Source organism: Staphylococcus pettenkoferi (assembly GCF_002902685.1).
In the GTDB taxonomy this organism is placed as follows: domain Bacteria; phylum Bacillota; class Bacilli; order Staphylococcales; family Staphylococcaceae; genus Staphylococcus; species Staphylococcus pettenkoferi.
In genome coordinates, this window is sequence record NZ_PPRN01000038.1 from 1 (window position 1) to 12,624 (window position 12,624).

The following is a 12,624-nucleotide window of genomic DNA, read 5'->3' on the forward strand; positions in this document are numbered from 1 at the left end:
ATATAGAAGATATTCTAGAGCGATAATTTTACCTAATACAAATAATATTTTTTGGTTACCGACCATTGAAGAAAGTGGTAAGAGTTATTCAGCTTACTTTCAAGGAAAATTTAACCCTGAACATCCAGGTGCCTATAGAAAATTTTATTCTATTGATCAGCGAATTTTAGATAACAAATTGCTACAAACTATTATATTACAAGATTACAAAGAAACTTTTTGGAGTGAAGAAGATAAGATTTTACCAATTCACGTTGGGGTTCATTTTGTAAAACTTAATGTTAAAGAAAAAAGTGATAAAGCTGTTTCTTCTCCAAATTGCTTGCATCAAGATGGAGAGCCTTTTACGTTTGCCCATCTAATAGAAAGAAAAAACGTTAAGGGGGGAGTAAATGTCATAGCTCAGCCTCATAATGCTGGTTATACTCCAGAACAAATTAGTGAAGAGGAAATAATCGAAGAATTTGAAATAAACAAAGCATTAGAATCATATGGTGTCCACGACCCTGATGTAAGTCACTACGTCAGCCCAATTGAATTGGATGAAGAAGATGGAGAAGGTGTACGAAGTGTGCTACTTATTGACTACCAACTAACGGTAGTTGCTGATGTCGATGAGTAATTTGAAATATCGTAAGTCTATTATTTTTGCTTTTGCACTAACTATCATGCTTTGGGCTTCAGCTTTTCCAATGATTAAAGTTGCTTTACATGCTTTTAAAGCTATAGATTTAGCGACTTTAAGGTTATTGATTGGAGCACTTATACTATTTTTCTTTGCCGTCGTTAAAAAGATACCTCTACCTCAATTCAAAGATGTTCCTGTCATTTTATTATTAGGTTTTTGTGGTTTTACGGTGTATCACACAGCTTTAGGAATAGGGGAGTATTATGTTAGTGCAGGGGTAGCAAGTTTATTAGTTTCGACAACACCTATATTTTCTGCATTACTTGCGAAAATATTTTTAAAAGAGTGTTTTTCGACTAAAGCTTGGATAGGTTCTTTAATCGCATTTATTGGAGTAGGTTTTATATCTTTAGGAGATCATCACAAATTGAACGTAGCGCTTATAGGAGTAGTGCTGATTCTTTTAGCATCTTTTGGAGAGAGTATATATTTCGCTTTTCAAAAATATTATTTAAATAAATATGGATTCATTCCATTTACGATTTATACTATTATTGCTGGAGCATTATGTATGGTTATATTTTTACCTGATAGCGTTCATCAAATTCCGCATGCTAATGTGATTTCTATAATGGCCGTGATATATTTGGGTATCTTCCCGACCGTCATACCTTATATCTGCTTGGCTTACACTATTGATAAAGTAGGTGTATCAGATGCGACGATTTCTTTATATTTAACACCTGCAATCGCGCTTCTTTTAGCTTTCATATTAGTAGGTGAAATCCCAACTCTACTTGCTTTATTAGGTGGAATAATCATACTTTTCGGCGTTACCCTAACTTCTTTAAATACAGAATCGCATTGAATCGACGAAATAAGCACTTTATTTCAACTTAGCGTCTAAACATCTTAATTTTTTTACATGCTGAGTTGATGTAAGGTGCTTTTTTACTAGTCATATCGAGTTTAACTGAAATTGATGGAATGTGTCAGGTGACAGATTTACGGCAACACTTTTTCCGCCTTCCGTTTTTTAAAATTGACTTTAGTATTGTCCTATGTGAATATATGCATGTGCATACAAATTATAAAAGGAGCGAAAAACGATGAAAGATGATCACTTGTTCACGCCTTTTACCTTTAAAGGTCTAGAGTTGAAGAACCGTATTATGATGTCTCCGATGTGTCAGTATAGTGTAGAGAAGAAAGATGGTGTGCCTACGGATTGGCATTATCATCACTACTTGAGCCGAGCAATTGGTGGTACAGGGCTTGTCATGGTGGAAATGACGAATGTTGAGCCAGATGGACGTATTACCGATTATTGCTTAGGGTTATGGAATGATACGCAGAAAGAGAAATTTAAAGAAATCGTAGATGGCATTCATCATTATGGGGCTAAAGCTGCAATACAAATCGGGCATGCTGGCCGTAAAGCTGAAGATGCAGAAACGCCTGTCGGACCGTCAGCAATTCCATTCGATGCCTCATTTAAGACACCGCGTCCACTAGAAACTGAAGAAGTGTACGACATGATTAAGAAATATCGTCATTCTGTACGTGCAGCTGTAGAAGCAGGCTTTGATGCAATTGAAATTCATGGTGCGCATGGTTATTTAATTCACGAATTCCATTCTCCACGTTCTAATCAACGTTCAGACGAATTTGGCGAACGACTTACTCTGTTTGGTGAGAAGATTATAGCTGCAGCGAAAGAAGAAATGCCTGACAATATGCCACTCATCGTTCGTATTTCAGGTACAGAATTCGTTGAAGATGGATATGATATTCAAGGTGGTATTGAAGTTGCTCATGCTTATCATGAAGCGGGTGCAGACATTATTGACGTATCTGCTGGTGGCGAAGGGCCTATTCCTCCGTTCGGTAAGCCAGGTACACACGCAGGTTATCAAGTGCCTTATGCGCGTCAAATTAGACAAGCCTTGGATATTCCCGTCATTGCGGTCGGACGACTTGATGACTTTGCTTTAGCTAATGCCACAATCGGTAACGCAGATGCAGATATTGTGGCGATCGGACGTGGTTTATTGAGAAATCCTTATTGGGCATTAGAAGCGAATAATCAACTTCACAAGATAGATAAAACGCAAATCGTACCGCGTCAATATCAAGCAGGTTTTAGAGGACATTAAGAATTGGATCGAATACTTATACAATGCGTTTACGGTTAAGAACGAGAAAGTTTTGAATAATTTTTAACCTAGAAATCATTTTACAACTCAAAATAACCAGCAAATCGACAAAATCATATTAAGGAGGAGCTACGATGAGAGCTTATGCAATTGAATCATATGGTGAAGTAGAGGTATTGCAAGAACGCGACATGCCAATACCTGAAATTAGCGCAGATGAAGTATTGATTGAAGTTGAGAATACAGGTATCAGCCCTTACGATTGGCACGTGAGACGTGGAGAACAGGCTGGAAAGATTGATTACCCCATGCCATTGATACTTGGCTGGGATGTTTCAGGAACAGTGAAACAAGTAGGTGACAATGTCAAAGGACTTGAGGTAGGCACACCTGTCGTGGCGACACAACGTTTAGACAAACAGGGCGGCTATGCGGAATATATTGCCGTCAATCAAGAGACGGTAGTGAAGAAACCTGAATCACTCTCCTTTGAAGAAGCAGCGGTAATACCGATTAATGGCCTCACTGTATATCAAGCGTTAATGAAATATGGTGAATTGCAACACGGTGACAAAGTGCTCATTCATGGAGGTGCTGGCGCAGTGGGGATCTTCGGCATCCAGTTAGCTAAAGCGAAAGGTGCTTATGTCGCAACTACCGCAAGCCCACGCAACCATGCCTTCTTGAAGTCCATCGGCGCGGATGTGGTCATCGATTATCATACCGAACACTTTGAAGATGTGATTCAGGACTACGATATCGTGCTCGATACACAAGCAGGTGAAACGCTTGAACGTAGCTATGACGTGCTGAAAGCAGGTGGACGTTTGATTTCTATTCGAGGTCCTGTGGATCAAGATAAAGCAGAAGCGAAGGGCATCAAAGCTTACTTTACTTGGACGCAGTTGAATCGTGATGATTTACAAGAAGTCGTGAATCTCTATGGCTATGGCGTGATTAAAGCTTATTTCGAAGCGATCTTCCCACTTTCTGCAGTGAGAGATGCGCATCGTTTAAGTGAGAACGGTCACGCTCGTGGTAAAATTGTCTTAAACAATAAATCATAATAAACTATCGAATATTTTGGGCGGCGTTGTCTTGTTACAAGATAACGCCGCTTGTTCTATTTTTGACTTTCTGCGTACAATCTTGTGTCAGTATGATGACTTTTTCGTGCGATTTAATACTTCTACATCGTTTTCATTCTCCCAAACCTTCTTCCCAAATTATGACATTTCTGAGACAGAGGACCAATTTTACACCCGCTCTGAAATCGAATAATCCCCGTCATTATAAGATTCTTTATAGTTTAAAATACAATAATACTCTTTTATAAAAGTAGAAAAGAAAAATTCCAATAGATAAAAATTTGACTTTAATAAATTTGAGAGCTATGTTTTATGTGAAAAAATTCACAAGGAGTTGTTTTGAAATGAAGATTGGAATCATTAAAGAATTAAAACCTGGTGAAGGACGTGTCGCATGTACGCCTGAGAATGCTCAGAAGCTGACTGAAGCGGGCAACGAAGTACTCGTGGAACGAGATGCAGGTGTCGGTTCTGGTTTCACAAACGAAGAGTACGAATCAGCGGGTGCACGTATTGTTTCTCACGAAGAGGGCTGGCAGTCTGACCTCATAGTTAAAGTTAAAGAACCGGATAAGAAAGAGTTCCAATACTTTAAAAAAGGACAAATTATTTGGGGATTCCAACACCTAGCTTCGTCTAAAGAAACGGTGGAAGCGATGCAAGAAGCAGGTGTCACAGCAATTGGCGGCGAAACGATTGAAATTGACGGTGGTGCGCCACTTTTAGCACCAATGAGTGCCATTGCAGGACGTCGTTCAATGCTCATGGGCGCGTACTATCTAGAAGCGCAGCATCAAGGTGAAGGTATTCTAATCTCAGGGATTGACGTCATTTCTGGTATTCCATCTGGAAAAGTCGTTATCTTCGGTGGTGGTTCTGCAGCTGTCAATGCCGCAACGATTGGTTTAGGTCTCCAAGCAGAAATCACGATTATCGAACTAAAAGATGAACGCATCAAGTGGCTTGAAGAACATTTTAAAGGGCAAAATGTACGCGTAGTGAAATCGAATGAAGAAAATCTAGCGAAAGAAATTAAAGAAGCAGACGTCTTTATCTCCACAATTCTAATTCCAGGTTCGAAACCACCGAAACTCGTGACGCGAGACATGGTGAAATCAATGAAAGAAGGAACCGTGCTCGTGGATATTGCGATCGACCAAGGTGGTAACGTTGAAGGCATTCGACCAACAACGATTAGCGACCCTGTGTACGTAGAAGACGGTGTCGTACACTATGCCGTGCCGAACCAACCAGGCGCTGTACCACGTACATCCACTATGGCGTTGGCAGCAGGAAACTTGGAATATCTCCACGCCATTAGCACGAAAGGACTCGACCAAGCGATTAAAGAATGTGATGCCTTAGCGACAGGAGTCAACGTTTATCAAGGCCACGTGACCAATAAAGGTTTAGCCGACTCTCATGATATGCAATATGAAGAACTTAGTACGTTGTTATCTTAACTTGTGACTCAGCATAATGAATATATAGAGAAAGAAGATGCGAATTATGTCTACAAACAGTATCGTATTACAAACCGAATCATTCTGTGATATACATGATATTAAAGAAGCGAAATCTTATATCCGACATTACGTCCGTCATACACCTTTGATTCAGTCCATGTTTTTAAGTAATAATGTCACAGGCGGTAACGTATTCTTGAAATTAGAGAACATGCAGTTTACAGGTTCGTTTAAATTTCGAGGCGCATTAAACAAGATTCTGCACTTAACTGATGAGCAGAAAGAGAAAGGGATTATCACAGCGTCAGCAGGTAACCATGCACAAGGACTTGCATTGACCGGTAAACTCCTCGACATCAAGACGACGGTCATCATGCCGAACGAAGCACCTATCGCGAAACAAGAAGCGACACGAGGCTACGGTGCTGAAGTAATTCTCGAAGGCGACACCTTTAATGATTCCCGACTTTACATGGAACAAATGGCGAAAGAGACAGGCAAGACAATCGTCCATCCATATGACGATAGTGAAGTTATGGCCGGCCAAGGTACAATTGGCTTGGAAATTCTCGATTCTATTTGGAACGTCGATACAGTTGTGCTCCCTGTTGGAGGCGGCGGTTTGATTTCCGGCGTAGCGACGGCTTTGAAATCCTTTAACCCGAACATCCACATCATTGGCGTCCAGTCTGAGAATGTGCACGGCATGGCGACTTCCATCGAGGCCGGCAAGATTACTTCTCAATTCACGGATCATACGATTGCGGATGGTACTGAAGTGGCGATCCCAGGTGACAAGACGTTTGAAGTCGTCGATAAGCTCGTCGACGAATTTATCCTCGTCTCCGAAGAAGAGATTTCAAGCGCGATGCGTCACCTCATGCAACGGACGAAGATAGTTACTGAAGGTGCAGGTGCCTTACCGACTGCTGCCTTGATTAGTGGTAAAATTGACCCTTATTATTTAAAAGACAAGAACATTGTTGCACTCGTGTCTGGTGGGAATGTTGACCTCACACGTGTATCTGATATTATCGACCATTTATTGAAACCTGCGGATACGAGCGAGGGCGTGGTCGGATAAGTTGAAACATTGAAGAACAGGGAGGATTCACAATGAGTAACGATAAAGGGTTGAACAAGAACATCGGTTTCTTCGCAGCGCTCTCACTCGTTATGGGTTCCGTTATTGGAGCCGGCGTCTTCTTTAAAGTATCGAGCGTAACCGAAGTAACAGGATCGACAAGCATGGCGATATTCGTGTGGTTTATTGGAGGCATAATGACGATCTGTGCTGGTCTCACTGGGGCAGAACTTGCGGCTGCTATACCTGAGACGGGTGGTTTAACGAAATATATTAAGTATACGTACGGTGATTTCTGGGGCTTCCTTTCCGGTTGGGCTCAAGCCTTTATATACTTCCCAGCTAACATCGCGGCCTTAGCCATCGTCTTTGGGACGCAAGTCGTCAATTTATTACATCTGAATGCGATTTACTTACTTCCGATTGCAGTGGTAAGTGCGCTCTCGATTCTATTCATCAACTGTTTAGGTTCAAAAGCAGGCGGTTATCTTCAAACGATTACACTCGTCATCAAGTTGATACCGATCGCGTTAATTGTCATCTTTGGTTTGTTTGCGAAGAATGATGTTCAATTCTCCCTGTTTCCTATTACGAACGGCACACATTCAGGATGGTTTACAGCATTAGGAAGCGGCTTGCTTGCGACAATGTTCGCCTATGACGGTTGGATTCACGTCGGCAATATCGCAGGTGAAATGAAGAATCCGAAGAAACACTTACCAGGTGCCATCGCCCTAGGTATCGGTTTAATCATGATTGTTTACTTGCTCATTAATGCGACGTTCCTGATGACACTACCGATTGACCAAATTGTAGGTAATCTCAATGCGGCGAGCGATGCCTCTTCGATCTTATTCGGCACTTACGGCGGTAAGATTGTTACGATTGGTATTCTTATTTCAGTTTACGGCACAATGAACGGCTATATCATGACAGGAATGCGTATTCCATATGCCATGGCAGAACACAATCAATTGCCATTCCGTAAGTTTTTCTTGAGTCTGACACCAAGCAAAGCTCCTTGGACAAGTGGTCTCGTGCAAGTCATTATCGCGATAGTGATGATGGCCATCGGTGCCTTCGATACGATTACGAACATGTTGATCTTTGTGATCTGGGCTTTCTACTGTATGGCTTTCCTCGCAGTCTTTATCCTTCGACGTCGAGAGCCGGACTTGCCACGTCCGTACAAAGTTCCTTTATACCCAGTCATTCCACTGATCGCTTTAGTGGCAGGCGTGTTCGTGCTGATTAACACCTTATTTACTCAACCGATCCTCGTGTTAGTCGGCGTAGTGATTACCTTGTTAGGTATACCAATTTATCTGGTTAAAACGAAACGTGTGAATCACTGAGACAGACGATAACCTCTGAGTTAGCGCAAGCTAATTTGGAGGTTTTTTAGGTGGGAAAAGTGTGTCATGCGTGGCTTGGCGACATACATTTTTTTAAAATTTAACTCAACTTGAGCCCGGGCATTTTACCAACCACCGGAAAGTGACGATTATTTAAAATTATAGCCATTATGTAGCGAACAATTCGTTGCAAATGCTAAAATAGAGAAAACGCTTTCATTTTACATATAGAAAGAAAATGAAGTGGAGAGATTGATGAGGGAGGAGTTAACATGACAAATCAACTACCTGAGAAGATGAACATCGCGTTATTGAATGAACCGTATGATATCGAAATCAAGGAGGTCGACGTGCCTGAAATCGGACCAGAGGATGTCCTCGTGAAAGTGATGGCAGTCGGCGTATGTGGCTCAGACGTGCACTACTACGCACACGGTAGCGTGGGTGAATTCGTCGTCAAAGAACCGTTAATCTTAGGTCACGAATGTTCAGGAAAGGTCGTTGCAGTGGGATCTGAAGTGACAGACTTTCAAGAAGGTGACCGTGTAGCGATCGAACCTGGTGTACCATGTGGTCGATGTGAGCACTGTCGCGAAGGTAAATACAACCTGTGTCCTCACGTCGTCTTCCTAGCGACGCCACCTGTTGATGGTGCATTCTGCCAGTATTTAAGCCACCCGGCAGACTTCCTTTATCACATACCAGATGAGTTAACTTACGAGCAAGCGACGTTAAACGAACCGTTCTCAGTCGGTATCCAAGCTTGTAAAAGGGCGCAAGTGAAAGCAGGCTCTACCGTAGTAATTATGGGCATGGGGCCAGTTGGGTTAATGACCGTGTTAGCGGCTAAATCCTTTGGTGCCACACGTATTATCGTGTCAGATTTAGAAGAGAAACGTCTAGAAGAAGCGAAAGAACTCGGCGCAACGCATACGATTAATATTAAAAATGACGATGTGCTCGCACGTATTGAGGCAATCACAGGAGGCAAGGGCGTTGATTACGCGATCGAAACAGCAGGCAACCCAACAGCATTGAAAAATTCAGTTAGCGCATTGAAAAACGGGGGCACACTTGCGATTGTTGGTCTAACACAACAAGACGAAGTTGGTTTCAATGCACCATGGATAGCGAACCACGAATTGAATATCGTGGGTGTCTTCAGATACGAGAATACGTACGAAATGGGCATCGACTTACTTTCGAATACGACAAGCGACCTCGATACGATGTTCACAGATTTCTACGACTTAGAAGATACGAAAGAAGCGATGGAACGTACGCGTACGAATAAGAGCGGCTCTATTAAAGTCATGGTATATCCAAATGGCAAACCAGAATAGTGACGGTAGTTGAAGAGATTTAATAATTGAATAGTTGAAACAGTTGAAGTGACTGAATTCCCAGTATGGCACGATTTGAGTGGTAGCAGTGTTGATTGCTGCTCAAGTAGTGCGTGTGCTGGGGCTTTTTGTGTGGGGTTGAGAGATGACTTGTGTTAAAAAGGTAGTAATAAACTGAGTAAAAAATATAAAGAAAGAGAGCGGATGCAATGTCTAATCAATTACTAACTATTAATCGATTAATCAGACGACTCTATCGATTAGAAGAGGTTTCAGATTATCTTACTAAAATACTAGATGAACAAATTACTCATAGAAATTTTAATGATATCGATCATATCACAGATGTAGCGCGTTGGCATATTGTTCTTATTTTAAGCAAACTATATAGAAATCAAGCAAGGTACGGAAAGAAAGCGGATGGTTATAAATTAGAGATGTATACGGATAAAGAAATTTTAGAAAAAGTAGTTGTTCGTCCTGAGTTAGAAGAATTAGAGAGTTTAGATTTAACGGCGAGATTAGAGGATTGGTACCACGAAGTTGCACTTAAAGATGTTCTAAATTTAGTAAAATCATTACCTTACTTAGGGGTGGATTTCAACGATGGTGGCCCTGAAGTTTATGAACAATATCGGCAAAATGAAATTAAAGTATTGCGAATGCTTTTTGAGAAAAATCTTTGGATATTAACTCAATTCTCTTCACAACATTTTCGTAAAAATAAGCTCATGAAATTAATAGATAGTGCATTTATAGCGGCACATCAACAATATTACTTTCAAGGTCTAGCAGGAGAGATAGCTCAAGAGTTGATAAGACGTTGTAGAGTGGAACATCCATATTCGGGTTGTTAAAATTAATAGGCTCAAACGTTTTCGTAGTAAAATGAAATCAAAACAAAAGACCTTTAATATAGGAGGTGGAAATATTAGCGTTGAAATTCAAGTTAAACTTGAAGTGTTAAGGTGGGCGATTAATGCGTCAGATAAAAGTAAAGTGGATTTAGAAAAGATATTAAAGATATAGATTATTGTCTGGAGAACGATTCTCAATTTACATTGTCCCAACTTGAAAAGTTAAGTAAGAAACTCAATATACCGTGGGGTTATTTGATGTTAGACTCCCCTCCACACGAAGAAGTTGAACTGATGAAATATCGAACTATTGATAATTTAGAGCACAGTCGTCCAAGCAGGGAACTCATCGATATTATTGATGATATGCAGAAAAAACAAGAGTTTATGAAAGAAACAATGATTGAGGACGGATTTAATCCACTTTCCTACGTAGGTAGTATTACACATGAGACTGCTACAGTAGAAGCGGCTAATAAAATAAAAGAAGTACTAGACCTAGATACAGAATGGAATATAAACAATCGAGCAGCGTTTCGAACACTGAAACAACATGCGAGTAATGCAGGTATATTAATTATGCAAAATTGTATTGTTAAAAATAATACTCACAGAAAGTTAAATATCGAAGAGTTTAGAGCTTTTGTTATATGTGACGAGTACGTACCTTTCATTTTTATTAATAGTAATGATAGTGAGAAAGGTAAGCTTTTCTCTCTATGCCATGAATTAGTTCATATATGGTTAGGAAATAATGAGTTATATAATGTGGTCTCTGCAAGAGATAATAATCAAACTCAAGAAGAACAGTTCTGTAGTGAAATTGCAGCTGAAATTCTTTTACCAGAGTCTATATTACGACAAGCACACGTAGAACAGGAAGAAGGATTAAAAGACTTTATTATTAATATAGCTACCACTTATTCTGTGAGTGAACTCGTAGTGTCTATAAGAATGAAAAATTTAAAATTAATTAATCATCATACGTTTGAAGAGCTCTATAGTTACTTCAGTGACAAAATGATTGAGAATTTAAAGAAAAAGAATGAAATAAAAGGACATCCAAGCTATTATAACGTTCAGTTATCTCGAATGGATAACCGTTTCCTTAATACTGTGAAGACCAAGGCCGAGGAAGGAAAGCTACTTTATACAGAGGCTTATGATTTAACAGTAGTAAATGGTAAAACGTATAGTAAGTTGATGGAGCCCCTAAGCTCTACAATTCACCCCTCAGGTAAGCCTCCGGGTTGTCTGAAGTAAGCATGACCTCTGCATAAAAATCCTTGTTTCTAGTACAATGTGGAAAGATAAATGATTTGGCATCTCTTTTCGAAAGGAAAGGGGTGCTTTTCTAATGGAGGTATAGTCTATTGCATATTTATACCTTTTAGCTGCAATCGTCATGGAAATCTTAGCAACTAGTCTATTGAAACTCTCGTCTGGTTTCACGAAATTATGGCCGACGATGGGCACAATTGTTACATTTTTATTCTGTATTTATTTACTAGGATTAACGATGCGAGATTTACCACTTAACGTAGCTTATGCGAGCTGGTGCGGGCTTGGTTTGGTACTTACTACTTTAGTTTCTATCTTATTTTTCAAAGAACAAGTGAATCTCGTAAGCGTCATTTCTCTAATATTAATCATCGTAGGTGTAGTGATGTTGAATCTATTTGGCTCAAACTCTTAATTTATACCTACTATTCTTCTAATTTTTTCACTTTCTCTAAAAGAGTTGCTGAAACGACAGGCGTTGAAGTTTGTTCTTCGTGATGCGCTTGAAGAAATGCTTCAGGCGTAGTTCCGATAATTTCAGTAAAGGCCTTTAAGAAACTGGAATAACTCGGAAAGTGATAGGCTTTCCAAATATCTGTAATCTTATAGCCTTGAAAGAGATCTCTACATATATGTTGAATTTTAATCTTTTTAATATACTTAATCAGCGTGATATCCATGCTTTCGGAGAATTTCCGAGACAGATAACTTTGATTTACATAGAAATCTTGCGCAATTTGTTTCAGCGAAAGTTGAGATTTGTAGTGACTATTAATGTAATCAATCACCTGCTGAACAGTTTCGGGCAGTTTCTTCTGCGTCGCGTGGGTATACACATCTAGCTCAGTATTATGAATCCAGTTAATGAGTCGAATTAACTGGATTTCTGCTTCAAATGACTCATGATTAACGATATTTTTAACCAAAGTAATAAACGCATCTTTTATACAATTTTTAGCTTCTTCGAGTTGAGTATTTTGCAAGTCGCTATTGATAAAAGTAAAGCGATTATAGGTATAAGCATTAACGACGAGCACAGCCACACTCGCGTGATTCAGCTCAAAGTAGAGCGTACTTTGTGAGTTGGTAATAATAATTTCTCCCGCACGATAAGTCTCACTTTCCTGATCCGATTGTAATAATACTGTACCTTCAACGACTAAATATATATAAATACTATCGAGTGAACTCGTGAATTCTTGTTGGCTAAATGATTGCGTGTGATGCGAAAGTGTATAACTCAAATTAAAATCCCCTTAGATAGTACTTTTCTGAATAAAACAATCCCTTAAAGAGACACAGAAATTTATTAATTTCAAAGAATTTGTTTAATACCTAGTATTTTAACAAGTTTCGAAATTAAATT

General features: G+C 39.7%; 12 protein-coding genes. 11 read left to right on the forward strand and 1 reads right to left on the reverse strand.

The genetic code is table 11. From position 1 onward, the window contains the following. The 11 genes from CD126_RS07700 to CD126_RS07750 form a co-directional block, all read left to right on the forward strand. Positions 1 to 622 (forward strand): 2OG-Fe dioxygenase family protein (locus CD126_RS07700; RefSeq protein ID WP_103370270.1); only part of this gene is annotated, 622 nt, incomplete at its 5' end. Then, positions 615 to 1,496 (forward strand): DMT family transporter, encoded by an 882-nt coding sequence (locus CD126_RS07705; RefSeq protein ID WP_103370278.1) that lies wholly within the window; start codon positions 615 to 617, stop codon positions 1,494 to 1,496. The genes CD126_RS07700 and CD126_RS07705, both read left to right, overlap by 8 nt. A 241-nt stretch (positions 1,497 to 1,737) precedes the next feature. Further along, complete coding sequence (locus CD126_RS07710; RefSeq protein WP_049406349.1) at positions 1,738 to 2,784, forward strand: NADH:flavin oxidoreductase/NADH oxidase; 1,047 nt, start codon at positions 1,738 to 1,740, stop codon at positions 2,782 to 2,784. A 134-nt stretch (positions 2,785 to 2,918) separates the two neighbouring features. Next, positions 2,919 to 3,851, forward strand: coding sequence for an NADP-dependent oxidoreductase (locus tag CD126_RS07715; protein ID WP_049406350.1), 933 nt, complete (start codon positions 2,919 to 2,921; stop codon positions 3,849 to 3,851). Between the two features lie 365 nt (positions 3,852 to 4,216). Further along, positions 4,217 to 5,335, forward strand: coding sequence for an alanine dehydrogenase (locus CD126_RS07720; protein ID WP_103370271.1), 1,119 nt, complete (start codon positions 4,217 to 4,219; stop codon positions 5,333 to 5,335). A gap of 46 nt (positions 5,336 to 5,381) precedes the next feature. Then, positions 5,382 to 6,422, forward strand: a complete 1,041-nt coding sequence (gene tdcB, locus CD126_RS07725) for a bifunctional threonine ammonia-lyase/L-serine ammonia-lyase TdcB (RefSeq protein ID WP_049406354.1) — start codon at positions 5,382 to 5,384, stop codon at positions 6,420 to 6,422. 32 nt (positions 6,423 to 6,454) lie between these two features. After that, the gene (locus tag CD126_RS07730; protein WP_049406356.1) at positions 6,455 to 7,777 is read left to right on the forward strand and encodes an APC family permease; all 1,323 of its coding nucleotides are present in this window, start codon (positions 6,455 to 6,457) and stop codon (positions 7,775 to 7,777) included. Positions 7,778 to 8,049: 272 nt separating this feature from the next. Then, complete coding sequence (locus CD126_RS07735) at positions 8,050 to 9,120, forward strand: NAD(P)-dependent alcohol dehydrogenase (protein WP_049406357.1); 1,071 nt, start codon at positions 8,050 to 8,052, stop codon at positions 9,118 to 9,120. Between the two features lie 209 nt (positions 9,121 to 9,329). Continuing rightward, positions 9,330 to 9,977 (forward strand): hypothetical protein, encoded by a 648-nt coding sequence (locus CD126_RS07740; RefSeq protein ID WP_103370272.1) that lies wholly within the window; start codon positions 9,330 to 9,332, stop codon positions 9,975 to 9,977. 294 nt (positions 9,978 to 10,271) lie between these two features. After that, the gene (locus CD126_RS07745; protein ID WP_169931263.1) at positions 10,272 to 11,240 is read left to right on the forward strand and encodes an ImmA/IrrE family metallo-endopeptidase; all 969 of its coding nucleotides are present in this window, start codon (positions 10,272 to 10,274) and stop codon (positions 11,238 to 11,240) included. A 109-nt stretch (positions 11,241 to 11,349) separates the two neighbouring features. After that, a complete protein-coding gene (locus CD126_RS07750) occupies positions 11,350 to 11,673 on the forward strand; it encodes a DMT family transporter (RefSeq protein ID WP_002470909.1) in 324 nt (107 codons plus the stop codon). Between the two features lie 10 nt (positions 11,674 to 11,683). On the opposite strand, the gene CD126_RS07755 is transcribed toward CD126_RS07750, so the two are convergent. Beyond that, positions 11,684 to 12,502: a helix-turn-helix domain-containing protein gene (locus tag CD126_RS07755; RefSeq protein WP_049406362.1), complete on the reverse strand. Its 819-nt coding sequence runs from the start codon at positions 12,500 to 12,502 to the stop codon at positions 11,684 to 11,686. Between the last annotated feature and the right edge of the window lie 122 nt (positions 12,503 to 12,624).

Bases quoted from the DNA above. Each gene is read 5' to 3' on its own strand.
- CD126_RS07710 (WP_049406349.1), top strand. From the start codon at position 1,738: ATGAAAGATGATCACTTGTTCACGCCTTTTACCTTTAAAGGTCTAGAG.
- tdcB (WP_049406354.1), top strand. From the start codon at position 5,382: ATGTCTACAAACAGTATCGTATTACAAACCGAATCATTCTGTGATATA.
- CD126_RS07735 (WP_049406357.1), top strand. From the start codon at position 8,050: ATGACAAATCAACTACCTGAGAAGATGAACATCGCGTTATTGAATGAA.
- CD126_RS07745 (WP_169931263.1), top strand. From the start codon at position 10,272: ATGAAATATCGAACTATTGATAATTTAGAGCACAGTCGTCCAAGCAGG.
- CD126_RS07715 (WP_049406350.1), top strand. From the start codon at position 2,919: ATGAGAGCTTATGCAATTGAATCATATGGTGAAGTAGAGGTATTGCAA.
- CD126_RS07720 (WP_103370271.1), top strand. From the start codon at position 4,217: ATGAAGATTGGAATCATTAAAGAATTAAAACCTGGTGAAGGACGTGTC.
- CD126_RS07730 (WP_049406356.1), top strand. From the start codon at position 6,455: ATGAGTAACGATAAAGGGTTGAACAAGAACATCGGTTTCTTCGCAGCG.
- CD126_RS07705 (WP_103370278.1), top strand. From the start codon at position 615: ATGAGTAATTTGAAATATCGTAAGTCTATTATTTTTGCTTTTGCACTA.
- CD126_RS07740 (WP_103370272.1), top strand. From the start codon at position 9,330: ATGTCTAATCAATTACTAACTATTAATCGATTAATCAGACGACTCTAT.